Source organism: Hahella sp. HN01 (assembly GCF_018986435.1).
Taxonomy (GTDB): domain Bacteria; phylum Pseudomonadota; class Gammaproteobacteria; order Pseudomonadales; family Oleiphilaceae; genus Hahella.
The window spans coordinates 20,253-40,095 of record NZ_JAHMIN010000046.1 but is presented as its reverse complement, the minus strand read 5'-3'; the positions used below and the strand labels follow the sequence as shown (position 1 = coordinate 40,095).

General features: G+C 54.2%; 21 protein-coding genes. 11 read left to right on the top strand and 10 right to left on the bottom strand.

What is annotated here, in order from left to right:
- Positions 1 to 666 precede the first annotated feature (666 nt).
- The 4 genes from KP814_RS28680 (at position 667) to KP814_RS28665 (ending at position 4,509) form a co-directional block, all read left to right on the top strand.
- Positions 667 to 1,182, top strand: a complete 516-nt coding sequence (locus tag KP814_RS28680; protein WP_216739980.1) for an alpha/beta hydrolase — start codon at positions 667 to 669, stop codon at positions 1,180 to 1,182.
- 181 nt (positions 1,183 to 1,363) lie between these two features.
- On the top strand, positions 1,364 to 2,281 hold the full coding sequence (locus KP814_RS28675) for a hypothetical protein (RefSeq protein WP_216739979.1): 918 nt from the start codon (positions 1,364 to 1,366) through the stop codon (positions 2,279 to 2,281).
- Positions 2,282 to 2,441: 160 nt separating this feature from the next.
- Positions 2,442 to 3,710: a pectate lyase gene (locus tag KP814_RS28670; protein ID WP_216739978.1), complete on the top strand. Its 1,269-nt coding sequence runs from the start codon at positions 2,442 to 2,444 to the stop codon at positions 3,708 to 3,710.
- A 145-nt stretch (positions 3,711 to 3,855) separates the two neighbouring features.
- The gene (locus KP814_RS28665; RefSeq protein WP_216739977.1) at positions 3,856 to 4,509 is read left to right on the top strand and encodes an HAD family phosphatase; all 654 of its coding nucleotides are present in this window, start codon (positions 3,856 to 3,858) and stop codon (positions 4,507 to 4,509) included.
- A 38-nt stretch (positions 4,510 to 4,547) separates the two neighbouring features.
- Here the strand turns inward: KP814_RS28665 and KP814_RS28660 are convergent, their stop codons facing one another.
- Both KP814_RS28660 and KP814_RS28655 read right to left on the bottom strand, forming a co-directional pair.
- The gene (locus KP814_RS28660) at positions 4,548 to 4,772 is read right to left on the bottom strand and encodes a hypothetical protein (RefSeq protein ID WP_127968414.1); all 225 of its coding nucleotides are present in this window, start codon (positions 4,770 to 4,772) and stop codon (positions 4,548 to 4,550) included.
- Between the two features lie 134 nt (positions 4,773 to 4,906).
- Positions 4,907 to 7,219, bottom strand: a complete 2,313-nt coding sequence (locus tag KP814_RS28655; protein WP_216739976.1) for a M4 family metallopeptidase — start codon at positions 7,217 to 7,219, stop codon at positions 4,907 to 4,909.
- A 265-nt stretch (positions 7,220 to 7,484) separates the two neighbouring features.
- Between KP814_RS28655 and KP814_RS28650 the strand changes: the two genes are divergently transcribed.
- Positions 7,485 to 8,516 (top strand): AraC family transcriptional regulator, encoded by a 1,032-nt coding sequence (locus tag KP814_RS28650; protein WP_253938703.1) that lies wholly within the window; start codon positions 7,485 to 7,487, stop codon positions 8,514 to 8,516.
- 11 nt (positions 8,517 to 8,527) lie between these two features.
- Here the strand turns inward: KP814_RS28650 and KP814_RS28645 are convergent, their stop codons facing one another.
- Positions 8,528 to 8,779: a hypothetical protein gene (locus tag KP814_RS28645; protein ID WP_011394796.1), complete on the bottom strand. Its 252-nt coding sequence runs from the start codon at positions 8,777 to 8,779 to the stop codon at positions 8,528 to 8,530.
- 333 nt (positions 8,780 to 9,112) lie between these two features.
- On the opposite strand from KP814_RS28645, the gene KP814_RS28640 reads away from it, so the two are divergent.
- The 5 genes from KP814_RS28640 (at position 9,113) to fos (ending at position 12,128) form a co-directional block, all read left to right on the top strand.
- A complete protein-coding gene (locus KP814_RS28640) occupies positions 9,113 to 9,787 on the top strand; it encodes a triacylglycerol lipase (RefSeq protein WP_216739975.1) in 675 nt (224 codons plus the stop codon).
- Between the two features lie 34 nt (positions 9,788 to 9,821).
- Positions 9,822 to 10,697 (top strand): SGNH/GDSL hydrolase family protein, encoded by an 876-nt coding sequence (locus tag KP814_RS28635; protein WP_216739974.1) that lies wholly within the window; start codon positions 9,822 to 9,824, stop codon positions 10,695 to 10,697.
- An 89-nt stretch (positions 10,698 to 10,786) separates the two neighbouring features.
- The gene (locus tag KP814_RS28630; RefSeq protein ID WP_127968402.1) at positions 10,787 to 11,242 is read left to right on the top strand and encodes a thioesterase family protein; all 456 of its coding nucleotides are present in this window, start codon (positions 10,787 to 10,789) and stop codon (positions 11,240 to 11,242) included.
- A gap of 13 nt (positions 11,243 to 11,255) precedes the next feature.
- The gene (locus KP814_RS28625; RefSeq protein ID WP_216739973.1) at positions 11,256 to 11,684 is read left to right on the top strand and encodes a hypothetical protein; all 429 of its coding nucleotides are present in this window, start codon (positions 11,256 to 11,258) and stop codon (positions 11,682 to 11,684) included.
- A 42-nt stretch (positions 11,685 to 11,726) separates the two neighbouring features.
- Positions 11,727 to 12,128 carry a fosfomycin resistance glutathione transferase gene (gene fos, locus KP814_RS28620; RefSeq protein WP_216739982.1) on the top strand — a complete coding sequence of 134 codons (402 nt, stop codon included), beginning with the start codon at positions 11,727 to 11,729 and terminating at the stop codon, positions 12,126 to 12,128.
- Here fos and KP814_RS28615 read toward each other — a convergent pair.
- From KP814_RS28615 to KP814_RS28595, 5 genes are all read right to left on the bottom strand, one after another.
- A complete protein-coding gene (locus KP814_RS28615; protein ID WP_216739972.1) occupies positions 12,117 to 12,992 on the bottom strand; it encodes a transporter substrate-binding domain-containing protein in 876 nt (291 codons plus the stop codon). The two genes, fos and KP814_RS28615, sit on opposite strands and share 12 nt — an antisense overlap.
- A 161-nt stretch (positions 12,993 to 13,153) precedes the next feature.
- Positions 13,154 to 13,876, bottom strand: a complete 723-nt coding sequence (locus KP814_RS28610) for a hypothetical protein (protein WP_253938702.1) — start codon at positions 13,874 to 13,876, stop codon at positions 13,154 to 13,156.
- Between the two features lie 111 nt (positions 13,877 to 13,987).
- Positions 13,988 to 15,199 carry an Ig-like domain-containing protein gene (locus tag KP814_RS28605; protein WP_216739970.1) on the bottom strand — a complete coding sequence of 404 codons (1,212 nt, stop codon included), beginning with the start codon at positions 15,197 to 15,199 and terminating at the stop codon, positions 13,988 to 13,990.
- Positions 15,189 to 15,704: an outer membrane beta-barrel protein gene (locus KP814_RS28600; RefSeq protein WP_216739969.1), complete on the bottom strand. Its 516-nt coding sequence runs from the start codon at positions 15,702 to 15,704 to the stop codon at positions 15,189 to 15,191. The genes KP814_RS28605 and KP814_RS28600 overlap by 11 nt, the downstream gene beginning before the upstream one ends.
- A gap of 361 nt (positions 15,705 to 16,065) precedes the next feature.
- Complete coding sequence (locus KP814_RS28595) at positions 16,066 to 16,644, bottom strand: HD family hydrolase (RefSeq protein ID WP_216739968.1); 579 nt, start codon at positions 16,642 to 16,644, stop codon at positions 16,066 to 16,068.
- Between the two features lie 382 nt (positions 16,645 to 17,026).
- On the opposite strand from KP814_RS28595, the gene KP814_RS28590 reads away from it, so the two are divergent.
- Positions 17,027 to 18,115, top strand: a complete 1,089-nt coding sequence (locus KP814_RS28590; RefSeq protein WP_216739967.1) for a beta-galactosidase — start codon at positions 17,027 to 17,029, stop codon at positions 18,113 to 18,115.
- A 183-nt stretch (positions 18,116 to 18,298) separates the two neighbouring features.
- Here the strand turns inward: KP814_RS28590 and KP814_RS28585 are convergent, their stop codons facing one another.
- Entirely contained in the window at positions 18,299 to 19,189 is an 891-nt protein-coding gene (locus KP814_RS28585; RefSeq protein ID WP_216739966.1) for a transporter substrate-binding domain-containing protein, read from the bottom strand.
- A gap of 144 nt (positions 19,190 to 19,333) precedes the next feature.
- Entirely contained in the window at positions 19,334 to 19,843 is a 510-nt protein-coding gene (locus KP814_RS28580) for an endonuclease V (protein ID WP_216739965.1), read from the bottom strand.

Below are 19,843 nucleotides of genomic sequence, written 5' to 3'. Positions count from 1 at the left end.
GTGTGGAAAGAGCTGCGGATATAGGGCGATAGGCCCACTTCCGCCCTGAAAGGGGCGAAAGTTGTTGGAAAAAGCAGTATATGGTTGGGCCAAATGCACAATGGAGAGGGATATTGGGATAACTATGGGTTATTCAGAGGTTCCCTAACTCCTTACTTCGTCCCTTCTCTCGGCGCAGCTCAATGCTGCGTCGTCTCACCCCACCTCATTGTCTAGCTCTGAAATAACCAGTTTCCGAAAGGGCCGCAAATCGACATACTTGTCCCCGTCCCGCTATATGTGTTTCGGCGCCGATGTAGATATCTATCGCGATGATGAAGTCCTCCAACCCCATGAAAAAACTCAAAAAACGTATCGCTTTCGCCACGGGCGCACTGGTTTTAGGTCTCGCGGCGGTATGGACCGCCGGTGGCGCGCTATCCGCCTCCGTCAATCATCCCCTTCCCTCACCGCCCGCCTCCCTGAACGCGCAAGCAGTGCAGTTTGACGGCGTCAGCGGTTGGTATGCCCCCGCCATCGGCCAGCAATGCGTGTTGCTTCTACACGGCGTACGCTCCGATCGCACCAGTATGATCAGGCGCGCCCTGTTCCTGCAGAAGTCAGGATATTCCTCATTGCTGATAGACCTTCAAGCCCATGGCGAAACGCCTGGGGAGCACATCACGTTTGGCTACCGTGAGTCGGACAACGTCAGATCCGCCGTCGCTTATTTGCGCACGCAAACGCCAGTGCGCCAAGGTGGCGATTATTGGCGTCTCTCTCGGCGGCGCGGCAAGCCTGCTGGGACAGTCGCCCGCGCCAGCGGACGCCTATGTTCTGGAAGCCGTTTACCCGAACATCGAACAAGCCGTCAGCAATCGTTTGTCTATGCGACTCGGCGCGCTGGGAGAATGGCTGACGCCATTGTTAACCGCACAAATCCCATTACGTTTAGGCGTCAGTCTGGATGAGTTGAAGCCGGAAGAAGCCATCAAACGTGTGCGGGCGCCCGTCCTGATCATTGCCGGTACGGAGGATGAACACACGACATTGCCAGAATCAAAACGCCTTTTCGCCAATGCCCCAGAGCCCAAATCTCTCTGGCTGGCGGTGGGCGCCCATCATCAGGATTTCTATGACTTCTCGGCACAAGAGTACGAGGAGCGGGTAACCAGATTTCTTCGCACGTCCCTGGAGCATTAATCGCTCCATTCCTCAAGATAAAACCCCGCAATTGCCATGGCTAGACAGCTGAGCACTCAACCAGTCTATGCCGTTTAACCGGTTTTCACGCCGCAGGTAGATTAACTAACATTTAATGCGCTTAACGCCCACTGATTAATAAACAATCACAACAACCTCAAGACAAACAGGAGTCACGGATATGACCAGGTTCTCAGCAGGCATGTCGGCATGCGCGCTCGTCTGTGCTGCGGCAGCCACTTACCTGTGGGTTGAAAATAAAAATCTGGAATTAAAATTTGACCAGGAAAGAAAACGTTTTCAAGAACATACACAGCAGCAAGACGCTCGCTACCTGGAGGCCGTAGCCGCGTTCAACGCCTACCTGGAACATCCCGTAGAACGGCGGAAACAGCAAGCATCTCCGGAGAATCCAGCGTCACGCATTACCTCAGGACCAGCCATAACCGCACGCTCATCTCTAGCGCATAGCGCCGCACAACCACTACTGGAGGCGGAAGAGTCAAGCTTGCAACAAGCGGTCAGCGAAAAATACCGCGTCTTGTTTTCCGAACTATCCCTCGACGCCACAACAGAGAAACAATTGCAAAGTCTGTTGCTCGAGCGAGAGCGCCTCGCCGCGCTGCCCACAGTGAACTATTTCTCCGCCCCAGAAAGCATCGAAGAGCACGCCCAGCTGCGCACCCAGGCGCTGGACGAGGTGGACCAACGCATTGTCGATCTGCTGGATGCAAACAGCTCGCGCCTGTTTGAACTCACCCGCAATTCAGAATTTGAACAACATCAACTGAAAGAAGTCACTGACAGTCTGAGCGCAGTCAATCCGCTTAGTCACGAGCAGGAACGCACGCTGCTCCTCGCCAAACTCCGCCACAAAGAAGCATTCAATATCGCCATGCGCGATTACGCCACCGCCCAGAGTAATAAACGCGCTATGGCGGATGAAGCAGTCAAAGCGCTAACCCGTTATCGGGATGACTATCTGCAGGAAGCTTCCGCCTATCTCGACGAAGAGCAAATGGCGGCGTTAACGGATTTTGAAGTGCTGAGCTTTGAAGAAATGGAAGACAGCCTGCTCGCCTCACTGCAAACGCAATGAGCGGGTCGGCTTCATAAAGGCAGTCTACACAGGAGGGAATCTACGCCAAACAAAGTTGAACTGGTTAAGGCCAGCACCGCACATAAAAACTAATAAGCCAATAACAACACAAGCGCATTCGTTTTCAGGGTCAACAAAAACCATAAATTCGGAGAACATAATGTTTCGTAAATTCGCTTTAGGCCTGACTCTGCTTGCCTCAGCAACAAGTCTTCAGGCCGCCGCCAATAGACCAGACGGCTTCGCCACGCTTTGTAAAAGCGGTCAAACCTGTATGGTCAGCAGTCAAACTCAGGTAGCTTTTGGAGCCGCCGGTAAATTCGTCTATAAATCGCTAAACGGCGCATTCTCCTGTGACGTCGCCACATTCGGGGTCGATCCGAACCCGGCCAAGTCCGTGAAGGAATGCTCCATTCGTGAAAACGTCGCCAGCCCCGGTGACGGCGCGGGAGCCGCAATCACCGTCACCTTGCAAGCCAACGGCGACGACGGCAGGGTGAAGTTGTCGTGGAGCGCCAGCGGCACCCTGCGTAATGTGCAGGTGATGCGCGACACCGACGCCAACCCTATTGGCCGTCAGCGCATCGCCAGACTGGCCGGCTCCGACCGCACTTTCACCGACACCAAGGTCAACAATGGCTCCACCTACTGGTACTGGATCAAGTACACAGACACTAACGGCGCCGTCGCCAGCACCGCCGCACAGTCCGCCACGCCATCCGGCGGTTCCGGCAATGCTGATGAATGTTTCGCCGGCGCCACGATTAAAAACAAAAGCGTGGATTGCGGCGGCAAGACTATCGGACTGTCCTGCAACAGCGATGATGAACACCAGCCGCCGGTGCTTACTCTGATCAACGCCAGCGTGAAGAACCTGCGCATCGCCGCTGATGGCGGTTCCGACGGCATTCACTGCGACAGCGGCAATTGCACGCTGGAAAATGTGGTCTGGGAAGACATCTGTGAAGACGCCGCCACTCACTCGGCGGAAGGCGGGACCATGACCATCATTGGCGGCTGGGCTTACAACAGGAATGGCGGTCCTGGCGGCAAGCCGGACAAGATCTTCCAGCACAACTCCAAGAACAGCACAACGATTATCACCGGCGGCTTCACTATCAAAGGCGATAACGGCAAGTTATGGCGTTCCTGCGGCGACTGCAAAAACAATGGCGGCCCCCGGCATTTGATCGTCGATAACGTCATCGTCGAAGGCTCGCTATCCAGTGGACTCGCTGGCGTCAACAGCAATTACAAGGACACCGCCACCATTCGCAACCTGAAAGTCAAAAACTACAAATCCGGCAAGCCCAAAATCTGCGTGGAATATAAAGGCGTGAACAAAGGCGACGGCAAGTCCGAGAAAAAAGGCGAAGCCTGGAACACCGCCAGCTGTAAGGTGGACCACTCGGACGTTTCCAGTTACTGATTTCTACATCTATTGATCAAAAGGTTTCTCCGCGTAGGAGAAACCTTTTCTTGGGCGCGCCTATACGCACGTATAAATGCCGTTAGGGCCATCCGCCCGGTATACTGTCCGAACACCCTACCTCTCACTCACCCTGGATCAATGCATGCAGAAGTATATGTACGACGCTGTTATTTTTGACTGCGATGGCGTGCTGGTGGATACCGAGCGCCTCACCAACGAAGTATTCATGAGCCTGCTGGCGGAACAGGGACTGCATTTGTCCCATATGGAAATGCATACCCACTTCACTGGACAAACCACGGAAGCCAACCTGATCACCGCCGCCGGCCTGCTGGGGCGGGCGTTACCGGAGGACACCCACCATCGCCTGCGCACCGGCTTCTGGGAAGCCATGCACACTGGTCTGAAAACGGTCCCTTACGTAGAAGAAACACTACAGGCGATCCATCTACCCAAGGCCATGGCGACCAACGCCCTGCGTGAAGACATGGACTTCAAACTCAACCGGACCGGCCTGCATGCCTATTTCGATCACTGTTTCTGCGTCGAAGATGTTGAGAACCCCAAGCCTGCGCCGGATATCTATCTGCACGCCGCCTCCGCACTGGAAGTAGCGCCTGAACGCTGTGTGGTGGTGGAGGACTCCACAGCGGGCATCACCGCCGCTGTGGCCGCAGGTATGACGGTGTACGCCTATAGTGCGGACATGGATGCGGAAAAACAAAAGGCCGCAGGTGCGGCCTTATGCTTTCATGACATGAGAGAACTGGTCCATTTATTGAGCCGGCGACCATAACACAATCCGGGCGGCCACTGACTCACTACGCGCCTGCCTCAGGCGCTCTCCAACGCTAATAGATTCAGAGGCATGCCCACCTCTGCTTCTATTTTTTTGTACTCCTCCTCCAAATAATGAAGAAGGTGATTCAAACTCACCAAATACTCGAAGTGACTTTCCGAATCGTTTAAGAAGCCGCCGTCCATAATCGCGCGATTGAATTGAATCGCATCCGATACGGCTTGCAGAAGAATGGGAGCAAGTTCATTTCTGATATTCATTTTGATTTTGTCTCTATACTGCCGCGTTGTTATTTTTGAGGGAGGCAGTCTCCTCCGGGCTGAAGGCCCGACGCCGCATCAACGTCCCAACGGCGCCGGAAACAAAAGGGGCGACAAGCGCCCCTCAACGCAGATTATCTCAGCGTGATTTCGTCAATGGCGTACCAACGGCCGTAGTTGCCGTAGCGCATGGTGACTAGCACATACTGAGAGTTGGCTTGCAGCGGGATATCCGCCGCGCCGGAGCGGTACTGTCTGATGCGTTGCGCACGCACCCACTGGCCATTCTGCCAGACATAGATGTCATAAGAACCAGCGAAGTTGCCGCCATCCCAGTTGATGGTCATACCGGACATGCTTCTGGCGCTGCCCAGATCCAACATCACCCACTGTTGCTGATAGCTGTTGTAGATAGTGGAAGACACCCAAGGCGTAGACAGAGAACCGTCATGCAGATTCGAAGCCTGGTATCTGCTGCTGTAGGTGCTGGAGGCTTTCGCGCTGGAAACTGAAACGGAGCCAGTATCGCCGCCGTTATCTCCACCGTCGTCCCCTCCGTTATCACCGCCGTCATCTCCGCCATTGTCGCCGCCGTCGTCTCCACCGTCATCGCCGCCATCGTCACAAGGCGTCCAGCTGCCCTGCACTTTTACAGCGTCGAAAGACTCATGAATGGAGTGCCATTCCTGGGAGCATTCGCCGTACAGCGTTTCCGCTGATTGCGCCAGACGCGTCCGCGCGGAAGCGAAGTTGGTGGAAGCGGTGAACAAATTGGTGTTGGCGTGATAGTAGATCGCCAGCGCTTTTTCCATTCCGATGCCGGTCACCCGGTTGGTGGTTTTACCGCGAGGGTGAACGCCGCCTTCAGACAGCAGATAGAACGCCAGGTTCATGATGCCGCTGTTAAGGTGAACGCCGCCGTTGTCTTCCGAGCCCGTGTAACGAGAGTCGTAGCTGTCACGGCTCTGCCCGTCGGCCACAGGGTCGGTCATATCGCGCATCATGCTGCCGTTCGGAGAAGCCTTCTCACCCAGCGTCCAGTTGCTGCGCTGAGGCTTCAGACCGCCGGAAGGCTTACCGCTGGAGCTGCCGCCAGACATCATGTAAGTTTCAGCGCCAGCGCCGAAGATATCAGACAACGCTTCGTTGATCGCACCGGACTCATTGCGATAGGTCAGGTTACTTTCGGAGAACGTCACGCCGTGAGTCAGCTCGTGAGCGACGATATCCAGCGCGCCAGCGGGGTTCTGCAACATGCTGCCGCCTTCGCCATAGATCATCTGCTCGCCGTTGAAGTAAGCGTTATCGCCGGAACAGCCGCCATTCGGAGAAGAGAACATCGCGTGTACAGTGCTGACCATCTTCTTACCGCGGCCGTCAAAGGAGTCGCGGTTGAACATGTTGTCGTAGAACCAGTAGGTGTAACCGGAGTTGTCGTAAGCGGATTTGGCGTGCTCATCTGCATTAGGCGACACTTCACGGCCCGGCAGGATGTTGCTGCCCCAGTTAGGATCGAAACACTGACGGTCGATGGAGTGAACGCTGCGCGACAACGCCGAGTAGAAACGCGGCAGTTTATCCACGATCTTGCCGCTGTTGGCGTCAACGAAGATTTCATCTACGCGATAGCCTTCGTCGGTGGTGGTGTATTCCACCACAGAGCGCCAGGTCAGGACCGGACCATCCGCTTCGGACACATAAATCTGCAGGCTTGGATCTTCGCGGAATCTTGGCTCGCCCTTGAGGGTGTCGCGCATACTGTCGACCGCTTTGTTGAACGCCACCTGACCGTTCAAACCAGGATTAACGTCCAATTGGATGCCCGGCTCGAATTCGCCGGTCACCAGACTGATTTCGTCCTGGCCGGACGCCTGCACCACTGTTTCACGGCCGTGCACAGGCACGCCGTTATATTCCTGGGCGAATTTGTAATAGACGTTGCCTTCGTCATCACGCTTGGAGGTTTTCAACTCCAGGTCGTCGTTTTCGCTGATATTCAGCAATTGCTTGCCGCCCATCATAATCGCCTGCTTGGCCATATTGGCGTCGCTGGCCACCAGCGGCTGATCGCCATTCGGTTTCAGATGGAAAGGCGCGCCAACCCCAGCAGTGCGCTCGCCCTGAAATAGGTCAGCGCCAGCCGCGGGGGGCGAAAACTGTGCATTGGGGGACTGATAACCCGTATCCGCCTGATCATCTAGATTGGCTACAAAGTCCTCAACATCCGCCATACTGGGCGCATCGCCTGAGGACTTCGCAGAGGCCGGCGCACCCGCTGGCGCGGAGCCAGGCGTCATCGCCGTCGCGGCTGCGACAGTCTGAGCGGATGATTGAGCGTTTTCCACCGACGCCGAAGTGGCGTCCGACGATCCATCGCCTAACTGGTGGTATAAGGCGTAGCTGCCTGTCATGGCGGCCATGACAGCTACTAAAAGCTTTAATTTCACGAGTAGTTCCCCTCTCTTGTTTCTATCATTTTGGTTTTATCGGAGCGGAACATCCTAGCTATTGAGAGTCCATTCGACATGTCATTGCGCGCTATTCACCTGTCACTTGCTGCCATTTTTTTAACAGTGTGAAGTACGCCTATTTCGTTAGGTTATTTGGCCGAGTTTTCCCTGGCCCTTGATTTGCTATATTCGAATACGCATGGGCGGCGACCCTGCGGCAGGCTAGTTATTTCGCCAAGTCTATGGAAGAGAAACTACTCTTATGATGACGCCACAACTGGACGAACCCTTCATCATCGCCAACTGGGTGAAAATGTGTCTGGACGCCTTTGAGAAACAAGGGCTGGACGCTTATGATTTAATGCAGTCTGCGCAACTCTGCGCTTCCGAATTGCAGTCTCCCCTCGCTCCCGTGCACACCGATAAAATCAACGCCTTGTTCGACGCCGTCATTGCAACGACCCAATGCGAAAGCATCGGCATCGACGCTGGCAAAAATATCAGTTTGACCACCTTCCACGCCCTGGGCTACGCGGTTATCGCCAGTCAGTCTTTGTGGGAGGGATTTTCTCGCGTGATTCGTTATAACTACGGCATTTCCAACGTCACCCGACTGTATCTGCAAACCAACGGCGATGAAGTGGAGTTGGGCGTGGTGCGCGAAGGCGAGGCGCCGCTGCACGACGCCATTCTGGACGCCGCAGCCTGCATGATGGTGCGTATCTGCCGCTTTCTGACGCCGCAGGGAACGGACTTGTTGCGTGTTTCCATGGGGCGCGATAGACCCGCGGATTATGAAAACTACGAGCGCTATTTCCGCAGTCCGGTCAGTTGGGGCGACAGTCGCTACCGCCTGGTTTTCAGCCGTAATTATTTTCACTGCCGCCTGCCTAACGCCGATGTGTTGTTGGCGAATGAAAACGAGCGACTTTGCGAAATCTACTTCGGCCGCCTGTTCAACAGAAAGCTGACTCAGCGAGTACGCTCGCTGCTGCGCCAGACCATGGCGACTGAGGAAACGTCTTTACAGAAAGTGGCGCATACACTGCATTTAAGTGAACGTTCGCTACAACGTCATCTCAGTCAGGAGGGAACCAACTTCCGTGAGCTGGTTGATGAAGTGCGGCAGGAAATAGCGGAGCGTTATCTGAAGTCCTCTTCCATGAGCATCTCCCAAATCGCATACAGTCTGGGATTCAACGACGCCGGCAATTTCAGCCGCGCCTTTAAACGCTGGTTTTCCTGCTCGCCGGAGACTTACCGGCAAAGCCTGCAGGAGTCCCCGTTACTGTAAACGCCCCCGCCTCAAGCGGTATCCGCATGAGCGGTCGTTTCCTGTTTCGCCCATTTACTGGCGGCGCGCCAGTTCATTGAGAGAAAAACTGCATTCGCCAGAAAAATGGCGGTGCTCTGGCCCATGATTCCTACCATCATCCATCCCACATTGGCCAGCATCATCAGCCAAAACCCAGCTTTGTTCTTATTGCCGATCTGCCACACTGCGACAAACGTCAACAACATGGCGATCCAGTCCACACCATAAAATCGCATATCCATCTCAGCCCCCTGCTTAAAGCCCCTTGCATACGAGATAGTTCATTCATACATTCGCTTTATTTGTTTAATTATTAAGCGAAAATTCCTTGTGGATAGCATCCAACGCGTTAGCTAACCTTAGCCATTGGTCTAGTATAGATGATTGCCCGCACCGAGTGTGTTTTCAATTGTTTTAGCTTGTCCTTTATCAATTAACGCCTAACGCCAGCGCCTTGTTTGGTATTGAAAAACGCAACTTAAAGGTTTATCTGGCGCAACCCTATCCTCTGCGGCGCCCCTACATACATCCACGCATCTAGACTCTACAGACCTGTCTCTTAGTGGAGCCCGATCATGATTCATCACCCCTTTTCCCTGGCGGGGCAGCCGGTTGTGCTATTGCACGGATTGGCGCGCACGTCCCGCAGTCTGAACCGTATGCAACGCTATCTCGACGCACAGGGTTTCGATACGGTCAACCTGAACTATCCTTCCACGCGACTCTCCCTGGAAGCACTGGCGACGCAGCATCTCTATCCCGCCTTACACGCTCGCTTCGGCTCCGACAGCTTGCCACTCCATTTCGTCACACACTCCATGGGCGGTATCCTGGTCAGGGTTTTGCGGGCATTGAAGCCTGACATTTCCATAGGTCGGGTCGTTATGCTCAGCCCGCCCAGTCAGGGTAGCGAAGTGGTCGACAAATTGGGCAAGCTGAGGTTATTCAAGTTGATTAACGGTCCGGCTGGCGGGCAACTGGGCGCCGTCGACAACCAGTTACTGCAAAATCTGGGCTCACCCGACTTTGAATGCGGCGTCATCACCGGCGACCGCTCCGTAAATCCTCTCCTCTCCCTCATGATCAAAGGTCCCAATGACGGTAAAGTGTCGGTTGAGCGGGCAAAGCTGACGGGCATGAGAGACTTTCTGGTGCTCCCTGCAACGCATCCGTTTATCATGCGCAACCAGACTGCGCTGGAACAAACCCTGCATTTCCTGCGGGAGGGGCGCTTTCAACACAAGCGCTGAATCATCAGGAACATAAGGACAGGCAATACAGGTCATGGCGAGACAGATAGGACAACACTACATCAGCGGAAATTTAAACGAGTTTATTGACGGCGTCAGACAGGGCGTGCGGCGCGAGTATCCGAATATCCTGCTGGAAGGCGACTCCTGGTTTGATTACCCGGGCCGCGGCTGGGGCGCCTTAAACGCTCCCAATAATATCTTTGAAGCGATCGCCATGTTGGCGCCGCAGGGCGCCAACTGGCTGGACCTCGCCATTTCCGGCGCCACCACCCTGCAGATGCAACCGCATTTACAGCACTATCGCAGGCTGAAACACGCCCACGTCCGACTTGACTATATCTTCATCAGCGCAGGCGGCAACGACATATTCGCCAATCTGGCGCCGATCCTTACGCCCTACGAACCGGGCCTAACGGCGCAGCAATGCCTGCGGCAGGATATTCTCGATACGGTGTTGAGCAGTATCACGGATTTCTACAAAAGCAGCCTGGAAATGCGCGACCTTTATCACCCCAACGCCATCATCGTGAGTCATGGTTACAGTGCGCCGCTGAGCCGTGAACGGGGATGGAAACTGTTTCTGCTTCTACGCTCGGGTCCCTGGATCTCATCAGTATTCGAACTGCATGGATACCCGCCCGCAGAAGCATCGCCTTTGCGTCATGACATCATCCGCATCATACATGGACGTCTGTCCGACGCCCTCGCTGAAACGCTCTCCCAATACGACAATACGCTGTTCTACGACGCGCAGACACGTCGTCTGAATCTGACCGGCAAAGAATTCTGGGCGGATGAAATTCACCTCTCCGCAAAGGGGTATAAAAACTTCGGCGCGGACTTCATCCAGTTTCTGGAGGAAAATCAGGGCTACGCCTGGAGGCGGAAACAGGCTATAAAAGCGTAATGTCAACAAACCTTTATGTCTCATAGGCTGCGTAATGACGCCTCTGCTTTAATGAGACATTCCGCCCAACAAGGTGAAAGGCGCATTGCATGGACAAAGCACAGCTGATAGAAACGATTACCGCTTATTTTAACGAGCATATCCCCTTTAACCGGCTGGTCGGCATCAAAGTCCGCGAGGTCAGCAAGGAGAAAGTCGTGCTGGGACTGGAAATGAAGCCGGAGCTGGTCGGCAATACGTTTCAGAACATCCTGCACGGCGGCGTCACCGCAACGCTGCTTGATGTGGCTGGCGGTCTGGTGGCGACGATCAGCATCATCGAGCGGCTAACGGAAATTGACCCGAAAGAAGTGCAGCGCAAGCTGCGCAGGCTCGGCACGATAGATATGCGGGTGGATTATCTGCGCCCCGGGCGCGGCGCGTTTTTCGTCGCCTCCGCCAGCGTCATTCGTCACGGCCAGTCGATAGCGGTGACACGCATGGAGCTGGTCAATGACAGAGAGCAGACGATCGCGCTGGGCACGGCGACTTACACAGTATCCTAAGGAGATTTTCAGGATGAACCTCAAACCTGCAGCGCTGTTGTGCTGTCTGTTATCCCCCTCCGCTTTCGGCGGCGAGACCGCCAAAGATTTCCTCGGAGATTTCATCATCGGCGCTTACCAACTCATCGGTAAGGCGCCCGACTCCACCAGTACCTATCAAGGCGCGTTGCAAATCTATTCCGAGAATCACCAACTCAAGATCAAGCGGGAAATCGGCGGCGCCGTGATATTCGGCGAGGCGGCGATTGAAGACGCCGCGCATGGCGAAGCCACGGTCTTGCGCATGCGCTTTCAAGAAAACAGCATCGCCTATGAGAGCACTTGTCTGGTGCAGAGCGATCTCGATAACTACGCCCGCATCAGCTGTCATCTGTATCAGGCGAATAAAGGCAGTAAAACACCCGGCCTGGAAGCCCTGTTCATCGACCACAGCAAAATCTGACGTCAGATAGCCATGTTGAAAAACGAAGGCGCTCCGCGCAGATTGTTGAATGGTCTCAACCATATCACCATTGCGGTCAGCGACCTGGACGTCGCGTTCGAGTTCTACGTTTCTCTGTTGGGAATGACGCCTCACGCCAAGTGGAAACAAGGCGCTTATCTGTCGGCGGGTGAGCTCTGGATATGTCTTTCTCTGGACGCCAGCCAACCCAGCGGCGACTACTCACACATCGCCTTCGATATCGCCGAGAAAGACTTCCCTCTAATGAGAGAAACGCTCAACCAGGCAGGTGTGAAGCAATGGAAGCAAAACCGCAGCGAAGGCGATTCGCTGTATATTCTCGATCCCGACGGCCATAAGCTCGAAATCCATGTCGGCTCTCTGCAATCCAGATTGCGTTCACTGCGCGAGGAACCTTACGAAGGACTGCAACTATTCGACTGACGGTGCGCCTTCATTCAGGGGCGATTCCGGCAACCACCAGTGCGTATCCGGCGCCTCCGTCCCAGCAGGAAGAGTGGGATTCTGCAATAGAAATACACGTCGACGCGGTAACTGCGCGCGGTCTAAAAACGGCTGGTGATGGGCAAGGAACAGCTGTTTGAACGAACCGTCCTGCAGCGCTACGTTTAGCCCTTTTTCAATCAATCGCGCCAGGGTTTCATCCCCTTTGCCCACAAAGAAGTACACCGGATAGGGGTAATACAACGCCAGCGTGGGCTCCACCGCCAGATCGGGATATTGCGCCTGACGCTCCTCCAGCTCTTTCCAGGCTTCATTCAGTCCCCTGGGAAAGTAATCGAAGCGCATCTCCATCAGCATATCGAATAAAAGTCCGTATTGCGGGGAGTCCTCCACCTTGAGATGGTTGCCGCGCAAGATGTCAATGTCACTCCATTGCGCGCCAAAGCCAGCGACAAAATGCTCACGCAGATCATCCAGGTTCTTCACCAGGCTCAATGCGGGGAGACTGTGTTTATGCGTCAAAAACACGCGATAGCCCAGTATTCCCCGTAGAATGGGAATTTTCACCGCCCGAAAGCGCCGCTCCAGATCAACGGTGGTGGGCAGGAACGCCACATCCAGCTGGCCACGCTCCAGTAAAGCCAAGCCTCTTGCCGCAGTGACATTGTCCTGCAGGGGACGCAGCATGAATTCATTACCAACCCCCGCCTTTAGCAACGCCAGTTGCAGCAACTGAATTCGATATTCGTAACGACTGTCTTTTTGATAATAACGGAGAGGACGCTGATCCGCGCAGGCGGAAACCGCCATCAACGTCAGCCACAGGCCACACAACAGCTTCATACCCTGATCCCGTATTCAATGAGGCGGTACGCTTCGCGACGACAAGCCTCTGAAGACAGGGGCTGACATAAGTAGCAGCTCCTGCCGTTTGCGGACAAATAGGAAAACGATATCTGTCCGCTGGATTATTAGGGAAATATTAGCAGGGATGACGCGTTGTATCAGTCGCCGCCGCCACAACCTCCGCCGCAGCTGCTTCCACAACTGCTGCCGCCGTCTGAGCTGCTGTCGTTGTCATTATCATTGTAGCGCCGGCCGGAGCCGCTCCCCCAGTCGCCACCGCAGTCGCTGGAACAACTGGAGCTGGAACTAGAGCACCCTATATTAGACGCGCAGTGGTCATTGCGTCCTGTACAATCCAGCGAATAGTAAAAGCCATCGGGAATTTTCAATTCCGCATCCAGGGCGAACAGAATGGGCAACGCCTTGGGCCGCAGAGGATCAATGTTCTCCCTTAAACAGCTCAAGCGCCAGGCCAGTTTCACCCCATCCTGCACATTTGTAGCTTTGCCCATACCTTCCGCTGGCGTGTGATGTAAAAAGCGCCCAAAAGCTTCGTCGCAGAATTTTTCATAACGACGGGTGAACAAAATAAACTCGTGCCAGGCGACATCCACCACCTGCGACGGCATGGACACCATTCGTCCATTCGCCATGCGGCAGATATGAAAATATTCCCGTAGACCAGTGAGAACTCTTTCGACCTGCGCAGGGGTCAAATGCGGATATTTCCTGGCGATACGCCGATCAATGGTGGGAGGGAAACGGTAGTTATCGATAAATCGGACGCGTCTATTGCGCACCGCTTTGCGATACTGCTGATAACCGAAATAGGAAAGACCCGCCAGGACAGCAAGTACAAGGACATTAATCAGATAATTCAAGGCAGCCTCCATAACAACGCCGGCGCCCATTATCCACATCCTTGCCCTACCCGAAAAGAGAAAGGGGCGATAAATCGCCCCTTTTACATAGAGTTAGAGAATAATCACCAACTATTTCTCAATATTAATGGTCAACGATTTTGATTTGTCGTCATATTCAGCTCTAACGGTAATGGAAGTACCGCTATATCCGCTGAAGTCATTCTTCATCGTGAGTTTGCCATCGCCATTGATATCCGCGATTTCGTCGCCGGTGGTAATTTCCCAGTCCGCCTTAGAAGAGATATTGTTTTTAGTGCTGTCAGTGTAGACCTCATAGAAGCTCAACTGCCGCACCTCACCTTCTTCCAGAGCCGTGTCGCCTTTGACATCGGATAGCTCATAACCGGAAATCTCCAATACTTTCACCGTCGTATCGGCGGAAAGTCCACCACATGCCGCTTTGACAGTCGTGGAAGACGTCGATACGCCTGTGACCTTACCGCCATCAACCGTGGCCACCCCCGTGTCGCCGCTGGTCCAGATAGCGTTGGAGGTGATGCCGACGTTGTTGGTTCCATCGCTGTAGTCGCCACTGACCGTCAGAGTCGTGCTGCCGGACTTGCTGACAGAAACCGTACTGCCTTCGTTTATCTTCAAAGACGCCAGTGTATCGTTGACCGTGATAGGCACGTCCGTAGATTTTACTGCACCCCGGCTGACAGACACATTTACGTTGCCGCTGTTATGGGTCACCAGCATGCTACTGTCGCTGTTAATCGTCGCCACGGCGCTATCACTGCTAATCCAGGATAACCCTGAAACAATTGGACGCTGAGAGCCGTCGGTGTAGGTTCCCGTTGCGCTCAGGGTCAGGCTGCGGCATTCATCTACTTCGGAATTGCTTGCGCTCGCCTCAATAGTGGATAAGGTGGCGTCAGACACCGTAACCGTCAGTTGCGCGTTGAGGTTCACCAGTGATGCGGTAATCACCACATCCTGATTGCCAACCGGGGTTCCGGTCGTCATTTTGCCGGCATTGTCGACCGTCGCCAGAGCGCCATCGTCAGTGCTCCATTTCACTTTACTGGTGATGTCCTGGGTCGAGCCGTTATTCAGCTCCGCCACCACCTTCAGCTGCCAGCTCTCATTAGGCTCAAACAGCACTTTGTCAGAGGTAGAAGTCAGGGTCAGACTCTTAGCGTCCAGTTTTCCTGCATCGACCGCGTCATTCAACGCATCCGTATCGCCAGAGCCTCCGCCGCAGGCGGACAGCAACACAGAGCACAACGCCAGCGCGGCAAAACCGGCTACAACACGGGTTTTTCTGAGGTTAGAAATCATATTGCAATCCCAGACCAAAGTTTCTGATCTTCACGCCATCATCTTCAAACACATAATAGTAGCCAGCGGACAGTTTCACGCTGGGATAGGCTCTGAGCGGCTCTTCCAACCTGATCGCCAGACTGGTTCCATCGAATGAGAGATCGGAAGTTTTGCCTCCCACTTCGGTTTCCAGCTCAGTGGCGACGTAACCGACTCCCAATGTCAGCAACGTGGTGTCGCTCAGTACGCCGGTGTAAGTCAAATAACCGCCCGCCATGCTGTTCAGCTCCATATTGACGTTCGCTTCTTCGGAATCAGTCACGCCAATAGAGAATAAAGCTTCCAGGCCAACGCCGTTTTCAAGACGTCCGCCCAAACGAACATTGGCTGCAGGGATGTAAAATTTTTCGGAGGAGGCTTTCACCATTCCTACGCCCCCGTCCGCTCCCACATACCAAGTTTCCGCCAGAACTGGCGCGGAGAAACAGGCTAAGCAAGTAAAGATACAAGTTATTTGACGCATTGGACTTCTTTCCGTGATTGGTTTTGGGCAGTGCCAAGACTGCAGAAAAGTAAAGGTATATTATGGAAATCAATCAGCTATTGCTAATTACAAAAACCGGCTTAAACAAGTTGTAATAATTTACTGACGCGGTAGAGGAAAATCAGGGAGGGGGTTAACCGCCTGAGGCGCGCAATGCGTCGCCGGCAGGCGGTAATATAGTGCTGGGTTTATCAGTAAGCACTATAGGTGGGCGTAAATTACCTTGAATGCCGCTTAACGTCCAGCGTAAAACGCTTAAGCCACTTGATAACGCCGAGCAGGTCACATGTTATTTAGCCTGTACTTTTCGGCTCTCCACCACACTGTTTTAAAATAATTTTTAGCCTAAAAAACCTTTTTGATGGGCTTCATGCAAGCGACCGCTGATCATCTCCCACAGTGCTTCATTGAAGTCGGCCAGGATTCCCGTTTTCGACAGCACTTGCTCCAGACGCACGCCATTCTCCACCCAGCTTTGACAGCCGTTATTCAGGTTGATCAATACCGGCATCAATCGATCCATGGCGTAGGCGTAGCGAGACTCCGGGGTCCGCCTCTCTTCATATTCCAGCCACAAAGCTTTGAATTCGTTCCCCACTTCCAACGGTAGCATTCCGAATATCCGTTCCGCCGCCTTCATTTCATTTTCCGTGTCCGCATGGGCGGCGGAGAAGACAAACTTGTCGCCAGCGTCAATTTCCACCACGTCATGCAATAACAGCATGCGCACGACCCGGTTGATATCCACCTTCTCTTTCGCGTAACTCTCCAGAGACATCGCCAGCACCGCAATTTGCCAACTGTGCTCAGCCGAATTTTCCCGGCGATCGGTTCCAATCACTTTGGTCATGCGATTGACGCTTTTCAGCTTTTCCAGTTCGATGATGAAACTGAAAATCTTCTCCAGCTCTACTTTCATGAATGCCATTTCCTCGTCACTGTCATCTTAGGCGGCCGTTAACGCGGCGGAGTATATCCCTTTAACGTCATAGCAGACACCTCAACAAGCGGAACGGTCACATTTCCGGTGTGCGGCAAGTCCCATTTCTGCGGTTTCACGCCAGAAATATATTCTTTAATTTCACATACATACAGATACATACCCGGTCAAAACCATTAACTTGCGTTGGCTTATGGTAACGCCCCGGCAGGCGCGTCACAGTTTTACGGAAACTGCCTTTAACCCCTCCTTCATGATGCCTATTCTGCGCCCAACGAATGAGCTGAGCGGTACTTTCGAGAGTTATTAACCCGATATCCATCGTCCCTTTCATGGGCAGAACATAAGCAGGTATAGCATCATGTACAAGGAGATCTTCGCCACCCGTTCACACACATTTTCTTCTATCCGCAACAACTGGAAAGCGGCTTTCAATTCTTTGCTCATCAGCGGAGCCATCGTCGCTTCCGGCGCCGTCTCCAGCACAGCCAACGCCATGCAGAGTCCGAACCTGTCAGGTATTTACTGTAGCTGCAGCCCAACCACTGAGCGTAACTCCTCGGTATTCCACAACGCCGGAGAAATCGAATACATGGACGGCGTACTGGTGCGCATCAGCTGGGCTCTGCTGGAGCCAACCCCCGGGGTCTACGACTGGAGCCGCCTGGACAGCCAGCTGGCGAAAGCGCAACAGGAAGGCGTAAAAATTGCGCTGGCGATCACTAACGGAGCGGAGGCGCCCTCCTGGCTGAAGTCGGAAGGCGCGCAAACCCTGGACTACCTGTTCCGTAGCGTGTATCCCAAAAGCATGCCGTTGCCATGGGACAGCGTTTTCCTGGATCGCTATTCACAGTTTATCGACGCCCTGGGTCAACGCTACGACGGCAATCCCAACATCGCGCTGGTGCACATGACCAACTCCACTACCAACGGTTTTGAAATGCAGTATTTCTTCGACCGTGATACAGAGAACCGTTTCAGATCCATGGGGTTCTCCAACGAGGCGCTGGTGGAATCCTGGAAGCATATTATGGACGCTTACGACGACGCGTTCCCCAACACTAAACTGGACGTGGAAATTCATCCGGTATTCCGTAGCCCGGTAGTGGCTCAGGAAGTCGCCGCCTACGGCCACGCCAGCATCGGTCAGAGATTCGGTTTGTTCGCCGCCTGGTTCAGCGAAGAGAACGCGGTGACCGCCTATCCGGAGATGTACAATTTGCTGGTGTCCGCTCAGGCGACCAGCTTCGCAGCGGTGCAAATCGTCGGCACGGCGTCATCCGACCGCGCCAACATCCAGCTCACCGAAGAAGAGTTGCTCGGCTCCATTCAGTTCGCGCTGGATTCCGGCTTCAACTATATCGAAGTCTGGGCGGCTGACCTGAAGAGCGACGCACTCAGCGACGATCTGACGCTCGTGCACACCAGCATCCAACTGGCGTCAGAATAGTCCCCCCCTTCGGCGAGGCTTGCCGAAACTCTCTCCACAAGGAATCAGTGACCATGGCGACCTGTAAACACGCAGGGAACGGGATCATTTTGTCCCGTCAACACGACGCCGGTCCTCTTCAGGGCCGGCGTCCCTGCGTCAACCAGGAGTGAACCGCATCCGCCGCTCACCGCGACGATCAGTTCATTGGGAATGGTTCTTCACGTAAGCTTCCACGTCAAACCAGAGCGATTCGTCATCCAACGGCGTCTGCTCAGTCAGTAGCGGATTATGCAGCTGAAAAATACGACGATGTTTGAAGTCCACCGCCTGCAACGCGCGGCGATGGGGTTCAAATCCATACAGCAGGCGTTCGAATTTGCCATTATCGATAGCGTTGCGCAGTCCCAGACGTATCCGCTCCGCCAAATCGACATCCTCCCGCCGCACAAAGAAGTAAACCGCCGTTGGGTAATGCAGAAGAATACTCTCTTCCACCATCAAACTATCCTGATCATAAGCGGCCAGCTCATCCCAGGCTTCCAACACGCTGCGCGGGAAGTAGTCAAAGCCGCCCTGCGCCAGCAGTTTGAACAGTCCCTTGTACCAGGAGCTGGTGTTCAGGCGATAGCCATTAGCCTGCAGGATCTGCGCATCAGGCCAGTCGTGGCCCTGATAGGCCAGTAACGCCTTGAGCTGCTCAGGCTCAGTGATTGCATTGAATTTGTAACGGTCTTCTTTGCGGATGACCAGCACCCGATAGCCGATCAAACCTTGCATCAAAGGAATACGGATGGCGCGAAAGTTGGTTTCTCTCTCCTCCGAGGTCATGGACCAGACCACATCGACCAGCCCTTCCTGCAGGCTTTTAAACGCCCGCCCTTGCGACATCGGGGCCTGGATCTGCTTCATCTCGTAGGGGCCCACCTTCGATGCGGACTCTTCCAGCGTCAGATGCAGCACGCCAATGAAGTAATTTTTGCGGATATCGCCAACGTCTTCCGGCCCCACATGGCGCACCACCACGGGTTCCGCGCTGAAGACAGCGGATACGCCCAAACAACAGCTAAGACACAGACATAACAGATAACGCACATGGCTCCCCGCTCTGCGGCTCGCTCGCAAAGCTCTGTCATCCGTCCTGAATTCATTACAAAACCCACTGACCCGCATTGGAAATCTTCTCAGCAAGTCACAGGCATTATTTTTCAGTATAGAACAGAGGAGGAAATACTCTCGTTATGGACGCCAGGAGCCTCGACACAGTTGGTCGACCCGCTTGAGCAGTGTGGGGATGCGGTGCTTGCCGCTCATTGCAAGAATCCAGTCCCGAGCCTGGGTCAGTGGGACGCCCACGGCGGAAACATACAGAGGTTTAAGGCTGTCGCCGCGTAAGATTTCACGGTCCGGCGGCGTGTCCAGAAAGGCTTTTTTCGCCACGCCAATGACCGGAATACGTTGTTGCAACGCTTTATGCAGATGCATGCCAAGACCAGGTCGATCATCCGCGCCCAGCGTGACATAGCCATCCACGACAATGATATCGACGGTTTCGGGAGTCACGTCCAGCAACTGCAGAATGCAGGGCAGCTCACGCTTGTAGAACTGGCCAGGCTCATAATCCTGCACTTCGCTGACATGCGTCAGCACCGCTCGCGCCGGCTCAGGGTCGCTCCAGTCTTTGAACAGCACGCCCGCCACGGTTGCGCCGCCATCGTCTTCGTATTGTACGTCTACAGCTAGAATCAA

Coding starts and splice junctions, on each gene's coding strand:
- KP814_RS28650 (WP_253938703.1), top strand. CDS start 7,485: ATGATGACGCCACAACTGGACGAACCCTTCATCATCGCCAACTGGGTG.
- KP814_RS28675 (WP_216739979.1), top strand. CDS start 1,364: ATGACCAGGTTCTCAGCAGGCATGTCGGCATGCGCGCTCGTCTGTGCT.
- KP814_RS28640 (WP_216739975.1), top strand. CDS start 9,113: ATGATTCATCACCCCTTTTCCCTGGCGGGGCAGCCGGTTGTGCTATTG.
- KP814_RS28635 (WP_216739974.1), top strand. CDS start 9,822: ATGGCGAGACAGATAGGACAACACTACATCAGCGGAAATTTAAACGAG.
- KP814_RS28660 (WP_127968414.1), bottom strand. CDS start 4,772: ATGAATATCAGAAATGAACTTGCTCCCATTCTTCTGCAAGCCGTATCG.
- KP814_RS28625 (WP_216739973.1), top strand. CDS start 11,256: ATGAACCTCAAACCTGCAGCGCTGTTGTGCTGTCTGTTATCCCCCTCC.
- KP814_RS28665 (WP_216739977.1), top strand. CDS start 3,856: ATGCAGAAGTATATGTACGACGCTGTTATTTTTGACTGCGATGGCGTG.
- KP814_RS28605 (WP_216739970.1), bottom strand. CDS start 15,199: ATGATTTCTAACCTCAGAAAAACCCGTGTTGTAGCCGGTTTTGCCGCG.
- KP814_RS28595 (WP_216739968.1), bottom strand. CDS start 16,644: ATGAAAGTAGAGCTGGAGAAGATTTTCAGTTTCATCATCGAACTGGAA.
- KP814_RS28630 (WP_127968402.1), top strand. CDS start 10,787: ATGGACAAAGCACAGCTGATAGAAACGATTACCGCTTATTTTAACGAG.
- KP814_RS28615 (WP_216739972.1), bottom strand. CDS start 12,992: ATGAAGCTGTTGTGTGGCCTGTGGCTGACGTTGATGGCGGTTTCCGCC.
- KP814_RS28590 (WP_216739967.1), top strand. CDS start 17,027: ATGTACAAGGAGATCTTCGCCACCCGTTCACACACATTTTCTTCTATC.
- KP814_RS28670 (WP_216739978.1), top strand. CDS start 2,442: ATGTTTCGTAAATTCGCTTTAGGCCTGACTCTGCTTGCCTCAGCAACA.
- KP814_RS28645 (WP_011394796.1), bottom strand. CDS start 8,779: ATGGATATGCGATTTTATGGTGTGGACTGGATCGCCATGTTGTTGACG.
- KP814_RS28600 (WP_216739969.1), bottom strand. CDS start 15,704: ATGCGTCAAATAACTTGTATCTTTACTTGCTTAGCCTGTTTCTCCGCG.